Below are 18,499 nucleotides of genomic sequence, written 5' to 3' on the forward strand. Positions count from 1 at the left end.
GTGCAGCTCAACATGGCGGCCGGGATCCGGGAGTTCGGCCGCGCCACGCCACGCCGGGTCGCGGTGGTCGACGGCGACCGTGAGGTCACCTTCGGTGCCCTGCACCAGCGGTCGAGCCAGCTGGCCAGTGCGACCCTGGACCGGGGGTTGGCGCCCGGAGAGCGGATCGCGGTGCTGAGCAACAACCGGTACGAGTACTTCGAGATCTCCGCGGCGATGGCCAAGGCCGGCATCCCGACGGTGCCGTTGAACCCGCGCAACAACGTGACCGACAACGCGTACATCCTGGCCCACTCGGCCGTCCAGGGGATCATTCTGGCCGACGACCTCGCCGATCGGGTCGACGGGCTGCTCGACGGCCTGCGGCTGGTGCTCAGCTTCGACGGCGGGGTGGGCGAGCACTACGGGAGGTTCCTCGACGGTGGGCGGGCGGTCGACCCACAGGTGCCGGTCGACGAGCTGGACCCGTTCTGTGTCACGTACACCTCCGGCACCACGGGACGGCCCAAGGGTGTGCTGCTCACCCACCGGGGCCGGGTGTTGACCGCGTTCGGGGTGGGGCTGGACTACGGGTTGGGCCCGAACCGCAGCACGATCGCGGTGGCCCCGATGTACCACGGCGCCGGCTTCGAGTTCGCGTACGCGGCACCGATGCTCGGCGGCTCCTGCACCGTGCTGCCGACCTGGGATCCGGAGCGGCTGCTCGATCTGATGGTGAGCAGCCGGGCGGAGACGGTCTTCCTGGTGCCCACGCACGCCCAGCACATCCGCCGGTTCTGCCCGGAGCCGGTGGCCCGCTACGACCTGTCGGCGCTGAAGACCCTCTACTTCAACGCCGCCGCGTTGCCGGTCGCGCTCAAGGAGTGGGTGATCGAGGCGTTCCCCGGCGTGGAGGTGCACGAACTCTACGGGTCGACGGAGTGTTCGATCGTGACCAACCTGCGGCCGGAGTTCGCGCTGGACCGGGCGGGCAGCGTGGGCCATCCGTGGTTCTGGAACGAGGTACGCCTGGTCGACGAGGACGGGGCGCAGGTCGGTCCCGGCGAGCCCGGCGAGCTGTACGCGCGTTCGCCGCTGTTGCTGACCGGCTATCTCAACGACGAGGAGGCCACCCGGGCCGGGTACGACGCCGACGGGTTCTTCTCGGTCGGCGACATAGCGGTCCGTGACGAGGAAGGCTTCATCTCGATCGTCGACCGAAAGAAGGACATGATCATCGCGGGTGGGGTGAACATCTTCCCCCGCGAGATCGAGGAGGTCATCGCGCGGCACGGGCCGGTGGACGAGGTCGCGGTGGTCGGCGTTCCGGACGAGGTGTACGGAGAGCGGATCGCCGCGTTCGTGGTAAGCCGTTACGGCCAGCAGATCGACGTCTCCGCGCTGGACGGCTACGTACGGGAGCACGTGGCTCGGTACAAGGTCCCCCGGGAATGGCACTTGGTCGATCAGTTGCCGCGCAACCCGAGTGGAAAGATCCTCAAGCGGACGATCCGTGACGAGTACGTCAGTCAACCTGGAAAGGGTTGATTGCGTGCCTCTACTTTTAATGTCTGACCAATTCCGGTAAGTGGCGGTTCTCGCTGTCGTTCCGCTGTGGGACGTGGTGCCTGCCGCTCGTTGGCTGCTGCTAGCAGTGGCGAGTATGTCAGTACGGTAAAACTCTGACTTTTAGTGGACTGGCTGCTCAGGGGCCGTTAGTGTCATCCGCACCAAGGTCCCGATGCGGCTCGCGGCTCACCCGTCGGCCGCACGGACTTCGTGATCAGGAGGCCATCGTGTCCCACTTCAATAGTTCCGGTGCCGCCCTCTCCCGTCGCTCCGTGCTCGCCGGTCTCGGCGGCGCGTTCATGGGCGGCGTACTGCTGACCGCCTGCGGTAGTGGCGACTCCGACTCCGACTCCACCGGGGCCGCCGACGGCGGCCTCACCACGATCCGACTCGCCGGACTACCGGCCTCGGCGCTCGCCGCGTTCAAGCTCGCCATGTCCGACGGTGCCTTCGAGGCCGCCGGCCTCGACATCCAGTACGAGGAGTACGCCGAGGCGGCCGCCGTTTACACCGCGTACCGGGCCAACGAGGTCGACGGTGGCCTCGGCGGGATCCCGTCCACCGCCAACCTGGTCGCCACCGGCGTCGACCGCAAGGTGGTCTTCGCGCTGCAGCGCACCACCAACGGAATCCTGGTGCGCGCCGACAGCGACATCCAGTCCCTCGCCGACCTGCGCGGGCGCAAGCTCGGACTGTTCGGCAGTGCCATCGGTTCCTCCACCAACCAGTTCTTCGCGCTCTGCCGCGAGTACCACGGCTTCAACCCCACCACCGATTGCGAGGTGCAGTACGGCGCCCCGAACCTGATGGCTGAACTGCTCGGCGAGGGCGACGTGGACATGGCGCTGGTGATCGACCCGGCCGGCGCGGACCGAGTGGTCAGCGGCGAGTACCGGTCGCTGGGCGACCTCGGCGTGCTGCTGGAGGAGGCCACCGGGCTGCAGGCGTTCACCGCCGGCTGGGACTTCGCCACCGACTTCATCGACGCCAACCAGGAGGCCGTGCAGGCCTTCGTCGATGTGAACCTCGAATACCAGACCCGGTTCAACAGCGACCAGTCGCTGTGGGACGCCGCCCTGCGGGAGCTGTACGACATCGACGACCAGGCGGTGCTCGACGTGATCTGGGAGAACCAGCGCGGCCGACTCGTCGAGCAGTGGGGCGAGCAGGAGAAGCAGCAGGCCGCCGAGCTGCTCACCTTCCTGAGCGAGAACGGTGAGCCGGAATTCCTGCCCGAGGTGCCCGACGGACTGTTCGTCTGACCTCGACCACCCCGCCTCGCGAGGAGACGCACGATGACCCTGTCCGAAACCACCCAACCGGCGCTCGCGACAGCCGGCGCGGCGGATCGTGGCGCGGCGGGGGGCCGTGGTGGCGGTGGGCGCGGTGGCGCCCACCGCTTCCTGCGGCACGGCGTCTCGCTGCGGATCGCCTCCGTGTTCATGCTGATCGTCATCTGGTGGCTGGGTTCACTGGCCGTCGGGGAGCGGATCCTGCCGACCCCGTGGACCACCGCGTCGGCGTTGGTGACCAGCGTGCAGGAGACGGTCTTCTGGACCGACCTGCAGGTCACCATGGTCCGGATCCTGATCGGCTTCGCCGCCTCCATGGTGCTCGGTGTGCTGGTCGGTCTGGTGATGGGGCTGTCCCGGATCGCCGAAGGGCTGCTGGACATCTGGATCGCCGTCGGCCAGACCATCCCCAGCCTCTGCTGGGTGATCGTCGCGTTCATCATGTTCGGCCTCAACGACACCGCCACCGTCGTGGCGATCACCCTGACGTCCTTTCCGATCATCGCGATCAACATGTGGTCCGGGGTCAAGGCGATCGACCCCCGGCTCGGCCAGATGGCCCGCACTCTCGGTGCGTCGCGGGGCCTGCGTACCCGGGAGGTGACCCTGCCCCAGGTGCTGCCGGCGGTGATGGCCTCGGCCCGGTTCGGGTTCGGCATCGTGTGGAAGGTCGTCGTCCTCGCCGAGCTGCTCGGCCGCACCGACGGCATCGGCTACCGGCTCAACTACTGGTTCCAGCTCTTCCGGATGGAACAGGTCTTCGCACTCACGCTGTTCTTCTCGATCCTGATGGTGGTGCTGGAGTTGGCGGTGTTCAAACCGATCGAGGCCAAGCTGTTCCGCTGGCGTCCGGAGGGGGCCCGATGAGCGCCGACGCCCGGATCGTCATATCCGACCTGGTCAAGGGCTTCCACACCCGCAACGGCTTCATCACGGTCATCGAGCGGATGAACCTGGAGATCGCCGACGGCGAGTTCGTCGCGCTGGTCGGACCGTCCGGCTGTGGCAAGTCGACCGTGCTGAACATGCTCAGCGGGCTGGACACCGACTTCACCGGCACAGCCGAGATCCGCAGCGGGGCACCGGGGGTGCAGTTCAGCTACGTGTTCCAGGAGCCGCGGCTGCTGCCCTGGAAGACAGTCCGGCAGAACGTCGAGTTCGCCCTGAAGGCGACCGGGGTGGACCGGGCGCAGTGGTCCGACCGGGTGATGCCGGTGCTGCGTCGGGTCGGACTGGCCGGCTTCGAGAACCACTATCCGCACCAGATCTCCGGCGGCATGCAGCAGCGCACCGCGCTGGCCCGGGCGTTCGTGCTGGACGCGCCGGTGATGCTGATGGACGAGCCGTTCAGCGGGCTGGACGAGTTCACCGCCCGCAGCCTGCGTCAGCTGCTGCTGGAACTGCGTACCCAGACGGCGGGCAAGGCGTTCGTCTTCGTCACCCACAACGTGTTCGAGGCCGCGGTGCTCTCCGACCGGGTGGTGCTGATGTCCAACCGGCCGTCGACCGTACGCCGGGTGGTCGACGTCGAGGTGCCGTTGCCGCGCAGCTACGACGATCCCCGGCTGTTCGACGTCAGCCGCGAACTCACCCACGAGATCATCTCGACGATGACCGCCACCGACGACGGTGGTCTCGTCGTCGACGAGGCACACACCCGACTCGCCGGGCCGGGTGCGTCGTGACCGGCGCGCTGCGACCCCGGCTGCCGACCGCATTCGCGGCCGGGGCGGTGCTGCTCACCCCGGCCCGGACGCTGACCGACGGAGACTTCGCCGCGATCGTCAACGTCTCCTGGGAGAACGGCCCGCTGCACACCGACGCCGAGTACATGCGCGGCACCGGGTTCGGCCGGCCGATCCTGGGCGGGCCGTGCCTGATCGCGCTCGCCGCCGGGCTCACCTCGACCACCATGTACGCCGCCTGGTACGCCGCCGGCCTGGACTGCCACGCCGCGCTCGGCATCGACGAGATCCGGTACACCGGGCCGGTGTCCGCCGGTGACACGCTACGCGTGCGTATCGAGGTGACGCGGTTGGAGCCGACCCCGGGCGGGCGGATGTACGTGGGCGTGGTGCACGACGACGTACGCAACCAGCGGGACGAGACCGTCCTGCGGATGACGCGTTCCTACCTGCTGCGCCCACTGCCCGAGTCCGAGTCCGAGTCCGAGTCCGATTCTGCGCCGGGCGTCGGCGCGGCAAACCCGGAGCAGCCGTGAAACCGCCGTCGACCAGCACCCTCACGCTGGCCCGGCACGGGCGGGTGCTGCTGGTCACCCTGGACCGGCCGCACCGGCTCAACGCCTACGACCGGGTGATGGTCGACGAACTGCGGCGTACCTGGCGCTGGTTCGGTGCCGACGACGGCCTGCACGTCGCCGTGCTGACCGGAGCCGGCGAGCGCGGCTTCTGCACCGGCTTCGACGTCGACGACACCCTCGACGCCGGGGTCACCAGTCCGTCGCTGGACCACGCCGGCCGGGTCGCGTTGACCGCCCGCGACCTGGGCGTCTACAAGCCGGTGGTGACGGCGGTCAACGGGCACTGCTGCGCCGGTGGCTGGCACTTCGTCAACGACGCCGACGTGGTGCTCTGCACCGAGACGGCGACCTTCTTCGACACCCACCACGACGTGGGCCTGGCCAACCCGGTCGAGGCGGTCGGCGCGCTGGGGCGGCTGCCGCTCGGCGAGCTGATGCGGATGGTGCTGACCGGGCGCGCGTACCGCATCGACGCCCGCCGGGCGCTGGAGCTCGGTCTGGTGACCGAGGTGACCGCTCCCGCCGATCTGGTGGACCGGGCGTTGGCCATCGCCACCGAGATCGCCCAGCATCCGCTCGACGTGCTGACCACCACGGTGGAGACGGTGTGGACGGCGGTGCAGGCGCAGCGGTCCGCGGCCGAGGCGTTCGGGTTGGCGATGCTGGCCCGTTCCGACGCCTCGACCGCCCGGCGCGGCGAGTCCATGCGGGAATTCCGGCACTGAGGGGCACGATGGACTACGGGATCTTCAGCCACATCGAACGGCTCGACGACCTCGAGCGTGACCTGCGGGCCGCCGACGCCGACGGGATCGCCAGCTACTGGCTGACGCAGGGCTTCGGGCACGACGCGCTGACCGTGATCGGCGCGTACGGTCGGCAGCTGAGCCGGCTGCGGATCGGCACCGCCGTGGTGCCGGTCTACCCGCGTCACCCGATGGCCCTGGCCCAGCAGGCGCTCACCACCAACATGCTGCTCGGCGGCCGGTTGGTGCTCGGCGTCGGGCCGTCGCACCCGCAGGTGGTCGAGCCCTGCTGGGGGATGTCCTACGAGCGGCCGGCGCGCTACATGCGCGAGTACCTGACCGCGCTGACCGGCGCGCTGACCCAGCGGGTCCGCTACACCGGTGAGGTGATCACCGCCCGGGGTGACCTGACGATCAGCGGCGACCCGCCGGCACCGGCGGTGATGGTCTCCGCGCTGGGCCCGAAGATGCTGGAGCTGACCGGTGCCCTTGCCGCCGGCACGATCACCTGGATGGTCGGCCCGCGCACGCTGACCGAGCTGACCGTACCGGCGATCACCGCCGCCGCGCGGACGGCCGGCCGCCCTACCCCCGAGATCGTGGTGACCGCCGCGGTCTGCGTCACCGACGACCCGACCCGGGCCCGCGCGGCGATCGACCCGGTGCTCGGCTGGTACGACGACAAGCCGTCCTACCGGGCGATGCTGGACCGTGAAGGTTTACAGCGGGCCAACCAGATGGCGATCGTCGGTGACGCAGACGAGGTGCGGGCCGAGATCGACCGCTATGCGCGGGCCGGGGCGAGCACCTTCGCGGCCCAGTTCTACGGCACCCCGGAGGAACGGGCGGCAACGCGGGCGCTGATCGGCGAGCTGGCCGGGACCACCCGTTCGACCGGGGATGGCCGACAGTGACGCGGATCGGCGTCCGCCATGCCCTACCGTGGTGGTTCGCGACGAATCCGCACTGCGGTGTGCGGGTCCGAAAGGATGCGGAGCCGAAGTGACCATGGCCAAGGACGTGACGCACGAGCCGGCGAGCCGGTCGGAAAAGGCGATCCCGGGGCACCGCCGGGATCCTGGGGTGCTCGGGGTGACCCGGGTCCAACCCGCGTACCAGCAGGTCGCCGACCAGTTGCGGGAGCGGATCCTGGACGGGTCGCTGACCGCGGGGGACCGGTTGCCGACCGAGGTCGAACTGTCGGAGATCTTCGGGGTCAGCCGTAGCACGGTACGGGAGGCGTTGCGGGTGCTGGCGTCCAAGGATCTGATCCGCACCACCCGGGGAACCACCGGCGGCACCTTCGTGGCCCGGGTGCAGTTCGACCAGGTGAGCGAGTATCTGGAGATGAGCTTCGGGCTGATGTCCGGGGCCCGGGACATCACGTTGGACAACCTGCTGGAGGCGCGGGAGTGCCTGGAGGTGCCGGCGGCCGGGCTGGCCGCGCTGCGCCGCGCCGACGAACATCTGGTGCTGATGCGTCAAGCGGTGGAGCGGGAGAAGTCGACTCGGGCCCGCGGCCGCAAGTTCCGTGAGCACCGGACCTTCCACGGGGTGCTGGTCGAGGCGACCGGTAACCAGCTGCTCGGGGTGATGGCCGAGCCGGTCTTCCGGGTGCTGCAGGCGCGGACCGCCGACCGCGACATGCCCGCGGAGTACTGGAGCCAGATCGACGCCGAACACACCGAGATCTGCGGCTATGTCGAGGCCGGTGATGTCGAGGGTGCGCAGGCGGCGATGCGGGCCCACCTGGGTACCGTCCGCCGGGCGTACGACGGACACTGAAGACAATCTCACAACTAAATACCTGATGTTTCGGAACTACGCCCTGCTGTCGTGCTGAGCAGGGCGTTTTCGTTGGCCTGGTTGAGTTGCTGACCCTTGACTCGTAAAAGTCAGACAAATAAGCTGGTGGCAGTTCACGGGCGGGCGAGAGGATCGGTCGATGTCGGTACGGCAGGGGTGGACCGGACGCTTCTTTGAAGACTTCGGCGTCGGCGACGTCTACCAGCATCCCCTCGGGCGCACCGTGTCCGAGGCGGACAACACCTGGTTCACCCTGCTGACGATGAACACCAGCCAGATGCACTTCAACACCGAGTACGCCGCCCGGTCGGAGTTCGAGCGGCCACTGGTCGTCTCCACCCTGACCCTGGCCATCGCGGTCGGGCAGAGCGTCACCGACCTCACTCAGAACGCCTTTGCCAACCTCGGCTGGAACGAGATCGTCCTGCCGCACCCGGTGTTCGCCGGCGACACCCTCTACAGTGAATCGTTAGTGCTCGACAAGCGTGAATCCGGGTCTCGCCCGTACGCCGGGATCGTGACGGTCCGCACCCGCACCCTCAACCAGGACGGCGCACAGGTCTGCGCCTTCAAACGTACCTTCTACGTCTACAAGCGTGGCGCCAAGCAGGTCGAGGGGATCTTCCCGGCCGCCGCCACCCCGCTGTCGCTGGAGAACGAGGCGACCGGATGAGCCTGCGCCTGACCTACCAGCCCTGGGGAGAGACCCTCGCCGAACTCGCCGCCGCCGGCCGTCGCGCCGAGCAGGCCGGCGCCGAGGTGCTCTGGGTCTCCGAACTGCACCGTAGTGCCACCGGCACCGCCGCCGCGCTGGCCGGCACCACCACGACCGCCCGGATCGGCACCTCGATCGTGCTGGCCTTCACCCGCAGCCCGATGATCACCGCGCTGGAGGCGCTCGACCTCGACGAGCTCTCCGATGGACGGTTCATCCTCGGCCTCGGCACCGGCGTCCGGCGACTCAACGAGGACTGGCACCACGTCGACTTCGGCAAACCCGTCGCCCACCTGCGGGAGACCGTCCGTAACATCCGGCACTTCTGGGCCAACTGCGCCACCGGCGAACCGATGATGCTCGACGGCGAGCACGAGCCGATGCGCATCCGCGGCTACGAACGCCCGTTCCCGGTGCCGCCGGCCGGCATCCCGGTCTACCTGGCCGCGATGGGGCCGCTGATGACCCGGCTGGCCGGGCAGATCGGCGATGGCTGGATCAGCCACGAACTCTGCTCTCCGGCGTACCTGGCCGGGCAGATCCTGCCCGACCTGACCGCCGGCATCGATCGGGCCGGCCGGACCCGCGCCGACCTCGACGTCGTCGTCTCCGCCTGCTGCTCGGTCGCCGACGACCGGGCGTTGGCCCGCCGCCGCGCCGCCGGCCTGGTCGGCTTCTACGCCACCGTGCGCACCTACGCCGACTTTTTCGCCTTCCACGGCCTCGCCGACGACCAGCAACAGGTGATCGACGCGTTCCGGGCCGGCGCCGGCGCCGACCACCTCGCCGACTCCGTCAGCGACCGGATGGTCGACACGCTGACCCTGGCGGGTGACCGCGCCGAGGTTGCCGAGCGGATCGCCGGGTACGCGGGCATCGCCGACTCGGTCAAGTTGAGTCCACCCACCCACGGGCTGCCCGCCGCCGAGACCCGCGCCGCCCAGGACGAGATCATCGCGCTGATCGCCGAGCTGACCGGAGCCGCAGCATGACGCCGCTGGCCGACATCCGGATCATCGCCGTGGAGCAGTACGGCGCCGGCCCGTTCGGCACCGTACACCTGGCCGACCTCGGCGCCGAAGTGATCAAAATCGAGGATCCACGGGCCGGCGGCGACGTCGGCCGCTACGTGCCGCCGTACGCCGAGGACGAGGACTCGCTGTTCTTCGAGACGTTCAACCGCAACAAACGCAGCCTGTCACTGGACCTGACCACCGACGCCGGCCGCGAGGTGTTCGAGAAGCTCGTCGCCGTCGCCGACGTCGTCTACTCGAACCTGCGTGGCGACGTGCCGGAGAAGATGCGAATTCGCTACGACGACCTCAAGCACATCAACCCGCGGATCGTCTGCGTCTCGCTGACCGGCTTCGGGATGACCGGCCCGCGTCGGGCCGAACCCGGCTACGACTACATCCTGCAGGGACTCGCCGGCTGGATGGAGCTCACCGGTGAACCCGACGGACCACCGACCAAGTCCGGACTGTCCCTGGTCGACTACTCTGGCGGGTTCGTCGCCGCCATCTCGCTGCTCGCCGGGGTGCACGCCGCCCGCCGCGACGGCGTCGGCATGGACTGCGACGTCAGCCTCTACGACACCGCGATCTCGATGCTCACCTACCCGGCCACCTGGCATCTCAACGCCGGCTTCCAGCCGGCCCGCACCCACCACTCGGCGCACCCGTCGCTGGTGCCGTTCCAGGTCTTTCAGGCCAAGGACGGCTGGATGGTGGTTGGCTGCGCCAAGGAGAAGTTCTGGGGAAGGCTCGCCGACGTCGTCGGCCACCCCGAATGGGCCGCCGCCGGATCGCCGTACGGGACCTTCGGCACCCGCCGCGACAACCGCGACGAGCTGCTCGCCGAACTGGAGCAGATCTTCCGGCAGCGCACCGTCGAGGAGTGGCTGACCCAGCTGTACGCCGCCGCGATCCCCTGCGGGCCGATCAACGACGTGCCGGCGGCGCTGGCCGAGGAGCACACCGCCGCCCGGGACCTCGTGGTCACCACCGAACACCCCCGGTTCGGCACCGTGGCGCAGCTCGCCAGCCCGGTGCGGGTCGGCGCCGAACCGCCCGCGTACCGCCGCGCGCCGCAACGCAACGAGGACTTCGCGACCGTCACCGGCGACATCCTCGGGCTCGACCCGCAGACCCTGGCCGAGTTGACCGCCGCCGGCGCGTTCGGCGCCCCCCGTAGCCCCGGCCCGGCCGCCGCCGGCTCCGAGGACACCGCACGATGACCGGCCCGCGATGATCGCCGCAGCCCTCGCCGACTGGGCGACCGGACCGCTCGACCCGCCGGCGGCGGTCCGGCGGGCCGCGCTACGGCACCTGCTCGACGGCCTCGGCACCGCCCTGGCCGGCCGGCGCGGCGGCACCGTCGACCCGGCGCTGCACGTCGCCCGCGACCTCGGCGGCCCACCGGAAGCCACCCTGCTCGGTGGCCGGGACACGATCGGTGCCCCCGCCGCCGCGCTGGCCGCTGGCGCCATGGTGCACGCGCTCGACTTCGACGACACCCACGCCGCCGGCCTGGTGCACGCCACCGCCGTGGTGCTGCCCGCGGCCTTCGCCGTCGGCGAGCAGATCGGTGCCAGCGGCCGCGACGTACTGCACGCCGCCATCGCCGGGTACGAGACGGTCTGCCGGGTCGCCGCCGCCGCCCCGCACGGCTTCCACGCCCGCGGCCTGCACGCCACCATGGTCGCCGGGGTCTTCTCCAGCGCGCTGGTCACCGCCCGGCTGCTGCGGCTGGACACCGCCCGCGCCACCGACGCGCTCGGCATCGCCGGCAGCCAGGCCGGCGGGCTGCTCGCCTTCCTGCACACCGGGGCGGCCACCAAACAACTGCACCCCGGCTTCGCCTCGCACGCCGGCATCCTCGCCGCCCGGCTCGCCGCCGCCGGCGCGGCCGGCCCGGCGAACGTCTTCGACGGCCCGCACGGCGTCTTCGACGCCCTGGCCGCCGGCCCCGTCGACCCGGCGTCGATCATCGCCGGCCTCGGCCAACGCTGGGAAACCCTCCGGATCGGCATCAAGCCCTACCCGGCCTGCCAGCTGTCGCACGCCGCGATCGACGCCGCCCGCGCCGCCCGCCGCCAGCCCGGTTTCCCCGCCGACCCGGCCGCGATCGCCCGGATCGACGTCGACGTGCACCCCGACTCGGCACCCACGGTCTGCGGGCCCGGCCGGGACCTGACCCGGCCGGCCACCCCGTACGCGGCGAAGTTCTCGCTGCCGTGGAGCGTCGCCGCGACACTGCTCGACGGCGACCTGACCACCGCCAGCTACCGGCCCGACGCCATCGACCGCGCCGACGTGACCGCCCTCGCGGCCCGGCTGCACTGGCGGATCGTCGCCACCGGCGGGCATGCCGCCGACGCCCCCGGCTCCGTCGTGGTCACCCTGGCCGACGGCACGACCGTACGCGGCGTGGTGCCGCGCAGCGGCGGCGGCCCGGACACCCCGCTGACCGACGACGAGCTGGCCGCCAAGTTCCTCGGCAACGCCGGCCCGGCCGGCGCGCCCGTCGTCGACCTGCTGCGCCGCCTCGACGACCTCGACGACCTCGACCCGATCATGGCGGCGCTGGCCGCCGCCGGTGACTGACCAGGGAGACGCCCGTGCCGCCCGCCGCGATCCGACCCGCCGACTTTCCCTGGTTCCCGTACGACGGGTTCACCTTCTGCCTCGGGCTGGCCGACGGCGACGCCGCCTGGACCTCCGGGCACACCGCCGCCGCGCTCGACACCACGCTCGGCAAGATGACCGTCGGCGGTGACCTGGCCACCCAGACCGCCACCGCGTACCGCAAGGTGCTGACCATCCTGGAAGCCGCCGGCTACGGACCGGCCGACGTCACCCGGGTCACCGAGAACGTCACCGTGGCCGGCCTCGACGACTACGCCGCCGCGGCCGCTGCGCGCGCCGAGGTGTTCGGCGAGCACCAGCCGGTGGTCCGTACCGTCGTGGTCGAGCGGCTGGTCCGCCGGGCCGCGCTGATCGAGATCGAACTGCACGCCGTCGGCGGCGGCGGCCAGTTGCTTGTCGCCAGCGAACCGCGAGCCGCCGGCAGCTGGGTGCCCTCACCGGTGCGCGGCGGCCACGACGGTGCCGTCTACCTGCCGACCATGCTGCCGGTCGACGCCACCGGCGAGGTGGTCCACCCGGGCGACTTCGTCAGCCAGTACGCGTACTGCCTGGACCGGGCGCAGGACCTGCTCGTCGCCGCCGGTCTGTCGCTCGACGCCGCTGTCACCACCTACGACTACTCCACCCCGGCGACCCGAGAGGTGTACCGCAGGACCCACCGGGTCCGCGCCGAACGGCTCGGCGGTGCCGGCGTCTACCCGGGAGCCGGTGGCATCCTGATGAGCCGGCTGCACCATCCCGATGCGCTGGTCGCGATCGACGTCACCGCGTCGCGGCATCCGCTGGAACTGGTCAACCCCGGCTGGTCGCGGTACGACTCGCTGACCTACGCCCCCGGGGTGAAGGCCGGCCGGACCCTGTACATGTCCGGTTTCGCCGCCCTGGACATGCGGACCCAGCAGGCGCTGCACCCCGACGACATCGGCGCGCAGGCCGAGGTGACCTACGGAGCGATCCGCGAACTGCTCGACCACGCCGGGCTCGGCCCGCAGGACCTGGTGGAGACCACCGAATTCTGCGTCGCCTCGGCGATCGGCGACTACCGGGCGGTCGCCGGGGTACGCGAGCGGCTGCTCAGCCCGCCCTGGCCGGCGTCGACCGGGGCGATCTGCGCGGCGCTGCTGCGCCCCGAGTTCCTGCTGGAGGTCTTCCCGACCGCCGTCTACCCCGAGCCCGCCGACGAACCGGCCGAGCTGGCCGTCGACCGGGTCGAGCCCGCCGACGGGCCGAGCACCGCTGGAGGTAGCTGATGGGCCTGCTCACCGACGAGCTGCGGGCGCTGCTCGGCACCCGCAAGGTCTACACCGCGCCGGAGGCGCTCGGTGCTGCCGCCGGGCGCTACTTCGCGATGGCGGTCGGCGACGACAATCCGATCTACCGCGACGGCGACTACGCCCGGGCGCACGGCCTGCCCGGGGTGACCGCCCCGCCGACGCTGATCTGCGAGACCGGCCAGTACACCGGGCTGCCGATGGCCTCCGACGGCTACGCCGGCCACTCCTGGCACCTGGACGTGCCCGGCACCCGGCAGGTACGCGGCGGCAACACGTACACCTTCCACCGGCGGGTCCGCCCAGACGACGTGATCACCGCGACCTGGGAGATCCACGACCTGACCGAGAAACGCACCCGGGGCGGCGACGACATGCTGGTCGTCGGCTCCCGGGCCACCTACACCAACCAGCACGGCGAACTACTGACGGTCAACGAGGAAACCATCATCCTGGTCGCGATGGGCGGTGATCCGACGTGATCGCGCAGGTCGGTGACACCCTGCCGGGGCTGGAACGCACCATCGCCCTGGCCGACATGGTCGCCTACGCCGGCGCCACCTGGGACTGGTACCGGTTGCACTACGACCCGGAGTTCGTGGCGGCCGCCAAGGTGCCCGGCCCGGTCGTCGACGGCCAGGTCTTCGGCGCGCTCTTCGTCGAACTGGTACAGGACGCCTTTGGGCCGTACTGCTTCGTGCGGCAGCTCTCCTTCACCTTCCGCAACCTGATGTTCGCCGGTGAGACGGTGCGTTGCACAGGCACGGTGGTCAAGGTCGACGGCGACCGGATCGAGGTCGAACTGGCCGCCGTCATCGCCGCCAGCGACTACGGCCCCGAACGTCCGGCGGCCCGGCCGGCCCGGGCTGTCGTCCTGCTCGGCACCGCCGACGGACCAGGCGCGGGCACCGCCGACGGTGTGCCGTGACCGGGCGGGACCGGGCGGCGGTGGCGATCGTCGGGGCGGCCGAATCCGACCTCGGGGTCACCACCGCGTCGACGCTGACCCTGCAGACCCAGGCGGTCACCCGGGCGTTGGCCGACGCCGGGCTCACCCTCGCCGACGTCGACGGGCTGGCCACCACCGGCATCTCCCGCTTCTCGACCACCGCGCTCGCCGACCACCTCGGGCTGCGGCCCCGCTGGGTCGACGCCAGCTTCGTCGGCGGCAGCGCCGCCGAGATGATGGTGGCCCGCGCCGTGCAGGCCATCGACGCCGGCCAGGCCAGCGTCGTGGCAATCAGCTTTGCCTCCAACCAGCGGTCGGCACGGTCGCGCAGCCTGGCCGGGGTGATCGAGGAGCACACCCCGGAGGCGCAGTTCGAGACGCCGTACGCGCCGCTGTTCCCGATCTCCTACTACGCGATGGCCGCCCAGGCGTACCTGCACCGCTACGCCGGCAGCCCGGAGCAGCTGGCCGAGATCGCCGTCGCCGCCCGCGAATGGGCCCGGCTCAACCCGGCCGCCTACCGTTACGGTGCGCCGCCGCTGACCGTCGACGAGGTGCGGGCCGCCTCGACGGTCTGCACCCCGCTGACCGTCGCCGACTGCTGCCTGGTCACCGACGGCGGCGGCGCGATCGTGCTGACCAGCGCGGACCGGGCCCGTGACCTGCGCCGGGTGCCGGTCGCGGTGCTCGGCTACGGCGAACGCTCCACCAACACGTCGATGACCGCCGCCGACGACATCCTGGACACCGGGGCACGCGAGGCCGGCGCGGAGGCGTTCGCCCGGGCCGGGATCACCGCCGCCGACGTCGACGTGCTGCAGGTGTACGACTCGTTCACCATCACCGCCGCGCTCAGCGTCGAAGCTCTCGGTTTCTGCGGCGAAGGCGAGGTGCTCGACTACATCGCCGGCGGCCGGATCCGCCCCGGTGGTGACCTGCCGCTGGACACCTCCGGCGGCGGGTTGTCGTACTGCCACCCCGGCCAGTTCGGGGTGCTGCTGCTGGTCGAGGCGGTCCGCCAGCTGCGCGGCGAGGCCGGTGCCCGGCAGGTGCCGGGCGCGCGGATCGCCGTCGCGCACGGCACCGGCGCGATCCTGTCCACCCACGCCACCGTCGTGCTGGGGGTGTCGTGATGAACCCGCTGCCCGAGGTACCACCCGCCGACGACCTGACCGCCGACTGGTGGCAGGCGACCTGTGAACACCGCCTCGTGCTGCAGACCTGCACCGGCTGCGGGCACCATCAGCATCCGCCCCGCGCGGTCTGCGTCCGCTGCGGCGACACCACGCGGCTCGGCTTCACCGAAGCCAGCGGCGACGGCACCGTCGACACGTTCACCGTCGTGCACCGGGCGCCGCGCCGCGACCTGGCGGTGCCGTACACCATCGCCCGGGTCCGGCTCGCCGAAGGCCCGCTGCTACTCACCCGCCTCGACGGCCTCAGCCCCGGCACCGAACCGGACGATGACGCCGACGATGCCGGCTGGCGGATCGGCGACCCGGTCACCGTCGACTGGGTCGACCTGCCCGACGGCCGCGCCCTGCCGGTCTTCCGCCGACCCACGCCACGCCGACCCACGCCACGCCGACCCACGCCGGCCGATCCCCGCTGAGCCCGCTTTTCGCTGAGCCCGCCGACCACCCAGGAGGCCCCGATGGACTTCACCCTCACCGAGGAACAGCGCGAGTTCCAGCAGCTGCTGCGCTCCTTCGTGGACCGCGAGATCATCCCGGTGGCCCGGGCATGGGAGCAGACCGGCCGCTATCCGACGGAGATCGTCAAAGGCATGGCCGACATGGGCCTGTTCGGCGTCACCGTCCCCGAGTCCTACGGCGGCCTCGACCTCGACCCGGTGTCATTCGCCCTGGTCTTCGAGGAGATATCCCGGGGATGGATGGGCATCGCCGGCATCCTCGGCAGCCACTCGCTGGCCTGCCGCATGATCGTCATGCACGGCACCGAGGAGCAGAAGCAGGCGTACCTGCCCGCTCTGGCCAGCGGTGAACGGCGCACCGGCATCGGGCTGACCGAACCCGACGCCGGCACCGACCTGCAGGGCATCCGCACCACGGCCCGCCGCGACGGCGACCACTACGTGGTCAACGGCACCAAGATCTGGATCACCAATGCCCGGTACGCCGACCCGCTGCCGGTCCTGGTCAAGACCGACCCGCAGGCCAGCCCGGCACACAAGGGCATGAGCATCCTGCTGATCGACGCCGACCTGCCCGGCTTCACCGTCACCAAGGACATCCCCAAACTAGGCTACAAGGGCACCGAGTCCTGCGAGATCCTGCTCGACGACGTCCGGGTGCCCGCCGACCGGCTGCTCGGCGGAGTCGAAGGGATCGGTCTCAAGCAGGCGCTGTCCGCCCTGGAATGGGGCCGGGTCAACATCGCCGCCCGGTCGGTCGGCATCGCCCAGCGGGCCCACGAGGAGGCCCTGGGTTACGCCCGCCAACGTAAGGCGTTCGGCAAGCACATCGCCGAGTTCCAGGCCATCCAGCTCAAGCTCGCCACCATCGCGACCCAGGTGCAGGCGGCCCGGCTGATGGCGTACTGGTCGGCCGACGCGGTCCGCCAGGGTCGCGCCGACGCGCAGACCGGCATGGCGAAGATCTTCTGCTCGGAGGTCGCCCTGGAGGCCGCCATCGACGCGATGAAGATCCACGGAGGTTACGGCTACTCGACCGAGTTCGAAGTGGAGCGGCTGTACCGCGACGCGATCCTGATGAGCATCGGCGAAGGCACCAACGATGTGCTGCGTACCGTCGTGGCGAAGGCCCTCGTACGTGGCGAGGTGACCGTCTGATGGGCGACCCGGTGCCACCCCGGTCCTACCTGTACGTGCCCGGCCACGCCGCCGACAAGCTGGCCAAGGCGGCCCGGCGCGGCGCCGACGCGCTGATCGTCGACCTGGAGGACGCGGTGCCGCTGGCCGGCAAGGCCGCTGCCCGCGAGGCCGTCGTCGGCTGGCTCGCCGCCGGACCCGGCGACCTGCCGATCTGGGTACGGGTCAACTCCGGCCCGCTGCGCGACACGGACCTGCGGGCCGTCGCCGGCCAGCCGGCGCTCACCGGCGTGGTACTGGCCAAGGTCGGCACTGCCAGCGAGGTCGCTGACGCCGCCCGGGTGCTCGCCGACGCCGCTGACCACGACACGCTGCTGATGCCGATGGTGGAGACCGCCGCCGCGCTGCTCGACATCGCCGCCATCGCCCGGCAACCCCGGGTGTACCAGCTGCAGCTCGGTGAGGTCGACCTGGCCGGCGAACTCGGCCTGGAACCGGGCGCCGACGACGCCGAGTTCGTCCCGACCCGCAGCCAGGTCGTGGTGGCCAGCGCGGCCGGTGGCATCCATCCGCCGGTCGGCCCGGTGTCGCGGATCACCGCCGACGACGCCGCACTGGACGCGTCGACCCGGCGGCTGCGCCGGCAGGGCTTCGTCGGCCGGGCCTGCATTCACCCGAACCAGCTGCCGGTGGTGCATCAGGTCTACACGCCGACGGCCGCCGAGGTCCGGGCGGCCAGTGACACCATCGCCCTGCTCGAGACGGCCACCGCCGCCGGCACCGGCGTGGTGCTGGACACGGCCGGCCGGCTCGTCGACGCGGCGGTGCTGCGCGGCGCCCGCCGTACGCTGACCCTGGCCGAACGGGCGGGCCTGGGATGAGCGGCGGCAACCGTGCCCCACGCGCTCCACGGCCGGAGCAGGTCGACCTGACCGCGGCACGGCATCCGTGGCAGGAGGTGCCGATGCCCGGTGCCAACCTCGGTTTCCACCTCACCCGGCTGGCCTCCCGGTCGGGGGCGTTCGTCGTGCACGGCCACTTCCCGCCCGGTTTTGCCCGCGACGTCGCTGGCGGCTACCTCGTCGACGAGGAGTTCGTCGTGCTCGCCGGGGAGCTGCACCTCGGTGACGCCACCTACCGGCGCGGCGACCTGACGTTCATCCCCGCCGGCGCAGTCCGGACCCGGATGTGGGCGCCCAGCGGTGCCACCGTGCTCGCCTGGTTCGGCGGCCCGGCGGTGTTCCATCCTGCGGACCAGCTGCCGGCCGGTGCCGCCCCGGTCGCCGAAACCGTTCATCTCGGACCGGACGCCGCGCTGCCGGACCTGCCCGGTGCCACCTGGGCGCCCGGCGACCAGGTCCCCGGCGGGGCCGCCGGAGACGTGGTCAGCGCCGACCTGTCCGGCTGGCGGCGGCTCGGTGCCGGACCGGCACCACGGCCGGGCGACTACGTCCGCGTGGAGAAGTAGCCG

At 71.3% G+C, this 18,499-nt stretch carries 20 protein-coding genes; all 20 read left to right on the plus strand.

Annotated features, from left to right (window positions below; translation table 11 throughout):
* The 20 genes from ACFHW1_RS11400 to ACFHW1_RS11495 all read left to right on the plus strand — a co-directional run bounded on the left by ACFHW1_RS11400 (position 1) and on the right by ACFHW1_RS11495 (position 18,496).
* Entirely contained in the window at positions 1-1,527 is a 1,527-nt protein-coding gene (locus tag ACFHW1_RS11400; protein WP_416590851.1) for a class I adenylate-forming enzyme family protein, read from the plus strand.
* 248 nt (positions 1,528-1,775) lie between these two features.
* Entirely contained in the window at positions 1,776-2,810 is a 1,035-nt protein-coding gene (locus ACFHW1_RS11405) for an ABC transporter substrate-binding protein (RefSeq protein WP_416590850.1), read from the plus strand.
* Between the two features lie 33 nt (positions 2,811-2,843).
* The gene (locus tag ACFHW1_RS11410) at positions 2,844-3,707 is read left to right on the plus strand and encodes an ABC transporter permease (protein ID WP_289206805.1); all 864 of its coding nucleotides are present in this window, start codon (positions 2,844-2,846) and stop codon (positions 3,705-3,707) included.
* Positions 3,704-4,525: an ABC transporter ATP-binding protein gene (locus tag ACFHW1_RS11415; protein ID WP_281554286.1), complete on the plus strand. Its 822-nt coding sequence runs from the start codon at positions 3,704-3,706 to the stop codon at positions 4,523-4,525. Before ACFHW1_RS11410 ends, ACFHW1_RS11415 begins: the two co-directional genes overlap by 4 nt.
* Positions 4,522-5,061 carry a MaoC/PaaZ C-terminal domain-containing protein gene (locus ACFHW1_RS11420; RefSeq protein WP_416615364.1) on the plus strand — a complete coding sequence of 180 codons (540 nt, stop codon included), beginning with the start codon at positions 4,522-4,524 and terminating at the stop codon, positions 5,059-5,061. Before ACFHW1_RS11415 ends, ACFHW1_RS11420 begins: the two co-directional genes overlap by 4 nt.
* Positions 5,058-5,828: an enoyl-CoA hydratase/isomerase family protein gene (locus tag ACFHW1_RS11425; protein WP_416554215.1), complete on the plus strand. Its 771-nt coding sequence runs from the start codon at positions 5,058-5,060 to the stop codon at positions 5,826-5,828. Before ACFHW1_RS11420 ends, ACFHW1_RS11425 begins: the two co-directional genes overlap by 4 nt.
* A gap of 8 nt (positions 5,829-5,836) precedes the next feature.
* Positions 5,837-6,763, plus strand: coding sequence for a TIGR03564 family F420-dependent LLM class oxidoreductase (locus ACFHW1_RS11430; protein ID WP_416615366.1), 927 nt, complete (start codon positions 5,837-5,839; stop codon positions 6,761-6,763).
* Between the two features lie 94 nt (positions 6,764-6,857).
* Complete coding sequence (locus ACFHW1_RS11435; protein ID WP_281555537.1) at positions 6,858-7,634, plus strand: FadR/GntR family transcriptional regulator; 777 nt, start codon at positions 6,858-6,860, stop codon at positions 7,632-7,634.
* Between the two features lie 160 nt (positions 7,635-7,794).
* The gene (locus tag ACFHW1_RS11440) at positions 7,795-8,328 is read left to right on the plus strand and encodes a MaoC family dehydratase (RefSeq protein WP_281554290.1); all 534 of its coding nucleotides are present in this window, start codon (positions 7,795-7,797) and stop codon (positions 8,326-8,328) included.
* On the plus strand, positions 8,325-9,362 hold the full coding sequence (locus tag ACFHW1_RS11445; RefSeq protein ID WP_416554219.1) for an LLM class flavin-dependent oxidoreductase: 1,038 nt from the start codon (positions 8,325-8,327) through the stop codon (positions 9,360-9,362). The genes ACFHW1_RS11440 and ACFHW1_RS11445 overlap by 4 nt, the downstream gene beginning before the upstream one ends.
* Positions 9,359-10,606, plus strand: a complete 1,248-nt coding sequence (locus ACFHW1_RS11450) for a CaiB/BaiF CoA transferase family protein (protein ID WP_416568252.1) — start codon at positions 9,359-9,361, stop codon at positions 10,604-10,606. The genes ACFHW1_RS11445 and ACFHW1_RS11450 overlap by 4 nt, the downstream gene beginning before the upstream one ends.
* Positions 10,607-10,616: 10 nt before the next feature.
* Positions 10,617-11,975, plus strand: a complete 1,359-nt coding sequence (locus ACFHW1_RS11455) for an MmgE/PrpD family protein (RefSeq protein WP_416615367.1) — start codon at positions 10,617-10,619, stop codon at positions 11,973-11,975.
* Between the two features lie 14 nt (positions 11,976-11,989).
* Complete coding sequence (locus ACFHW1_RS11460) at positions 11,990-13,267, plus strand: Rid family hydrolase (protein ID WP_416554225.1); 1,278 nt, start codon at positions 11,990-11,992, stop codon at positions 13,265-13,267.
* On the plus strand, positions 13,267-13,770 hold the full coding sequence (locus ACFHW1_RS11465; protein WP_416554227.1) for an FAS1-like dehydratase domain-containing protein: 504 nt from the start codon (positions 13,267-13,269) through the stop codon (positions 13,768-13,770). The genes ACFHW1_RS11460 and ACFHW1_RS11465 overlap by 1 nt, the downstream gene beginning before the upstream one ends.
* Positions 13,767-14,216 carry a MaoC/PaaZ C-terminal domain-containing protein gene (locus ACFHW1_RS11470; RefSeq protein WP_281554296.1) on the plus strand — a complete coding sequence of 150 codons (450 nt, stop codon included), beginning with the start codon at positions 13,767-13,769 and terminating at the stop codon, positions 14,214-14,216. The genes ACFHW1_RS11465 and ACFHW1_RS11470 overlap by 4 nt, the downstream gene beginning before the upstream one ends.
* Positions 14,213-15,370 (plus strand): acetyl-CoA acetyltransferase, encoded by a 1,158-nt coding sequence (locus tag ACFHW1_RS11475; protein ID WP_416568254.1) that lies wholly within the window; start codon positions 14,213-14,215, stop codon positions 15,368-15,370. Before ACFHW1_RS11470 ends, ACFHW1_RS11475 begins: the two co-directional genes overlap by 4 nt.
* A complete protein-coding gene (locus ACFHW1_RS11480) occupies positions 15,370-15,849 on the plus strand; it encodes a Zn-ribbon domain-containing OB-fold protein (protein ID WP_416615369.1) in 480 nt (159 codons plus the stop codon). Before ACFHW1_RS11475 ends, ACFHW1_RS11480 begins: the two co-directional genes overlap by 1 nt.
* 42 nt (positions 15,850-15,891) lie before the next feature.
* Positions 15,892-17,049, plus strand: coding sequence for an acyl-CoA dehydrogenase family protein (locus ACFHW1_RS11485; protein WP_416554235.1), 1,158 nt, complete (start codon positions 15,892-15,894; stop codon positions 17,047-17,049).
* Complete coding sequence (locus ACFHW1_RS11490; protein WP_416554237.1) at positions 17,049-17,909, plus strand: HpcH/HpaI aldolase/citrate lyase family protein; 861 nt, start codon at positions 17,049-17,051, stop codon at positions 17,907-17,909. The genes ACFHW1_RS11485 and ACFHW1_RS11490 overlap by 1 nt, the downstream gene beginning before the upstream one ends.
* Positions 17,910-17,992: 83 nt before the next feature.
* Positions 17,993-18,496 carry a hypothetical protein gene (locus tag ACFHW1_RS11495; RefSeq protein WP_416554239.1) on the plus strand — a complete coding sequence of 168 codons (504 nt, stop codon included), beginning with the start codon at positions 17,993-17,995 and terminating at the stop codon, positions 18,494-18,496.
* Positions 18,497-18,499: the final 3 nt, after the last annotated feature.

It is taken from the genome of Micromonospora sp. LOL_014, from assembly GCF_048060245.1.
GTDB lineage: Bacteria > Actinomycetota > Actinomycetes > Mycobacteriales > Micromonosporaceae > Micromonospora_E.

Excerpts from the sequence above, each read along its gene's own strand:
- ACFHW1_RS11410 (WP_289206805.1), top strand. The coding sequence starts at position 2,844 with ATGACCCTGTCCGAAACCACCCAACCGGCGCTCGCGACAGCCGGCGCG.
- ACFHW1_RS11415 (WP_281554286.1), top strand. The coding sequence starts at position 3,704 with ATGAGCGCCGACGCCCGGATCGTCATATCCGACCTGGTCAAGGGCTTC.
- ACFHW1_RS11430 (WP_416615366.1), top strand. The coding sequence starts at position 5,837 with ATGGACTACGGGATCTTCAGCCACATCGAACGGCTCGACGACCTCGAG.
- ACFHW1_RS11435 (WP_281555537.1), top strand. The coding sequence starts at position 6,858 with ATGGCCAAGGACGTGACGCACGAGCCGGCGAGCCGGTCGGAAAAGGCG.
- ACFHW1_RS11440 (WP_281554290.1), top strand. The coding sequence starts at position 7,795 with ATGTCGGTACGGCAGGGGTGGACCGGACGCTTCTTTGAAGACTTCGGC.
- ACFHW1_RS11445 (WP_416554219.1), top strand. The coding sequence starts at position 8,325 with ATGAGCCTGCGCCTGACCTACCAGCCCTGGGGAGAGACCCTCGCCGAA.
- ACFHW1_RS11450 (WP_416568252.1), top strand. The coding sequence starts at position 9,359 with ATGACGCCGCTGGCCGACATCCGGATCATCGCCGTGGAGCAGTACGGC.
- ACFHW1_RS11455 (WP_416615367.1), top strand. The coding sequence starts at position 10,617 with ATGATCGCCGCAGCCCTCGCCGACTGGGCGACCGGACCGCTCGACCCG.
- ACFHW1_RS11465 (WP_416554227.1), top strand. The coding sequence starts at position 13,267 with ATGGGCCTGCTCACCGACGAGCTGCGGGCGCTGCTCGGCACCCGCAAG.
- ACFHW1_RS11480 (WP_416615369.1), top strand. The coding sequence starts at position 15,370 with ATGAACCCGCTGCCCGAGGTACCACCCGCCGACGACCTGACCGCCGAC.
- ACFHW1_RS11485 (WP_416554235.1), top strand. The coding sequence starts at position 15,892 with ATGGACTTCACCCTCACCGAGGAACAGCGCGAGTTCCAGCAGCTGCTG.
- ACFHW1_RS11490 (WP_416554237.1), top strand. The coding sequence starts at position 17,049 with ATGGGCGACCCGGTGCCACCCCGGTCCTACCTGTACGTGCCCGGCCAC.
- ACFHW1_RS11495 (WP_416554239.1), top strand. The coding sequence starts at position 17,993 with ATGCCCGGTGCCAACCTCGGTTTCCACCTCACCCGGCTGGCCTCCCGG.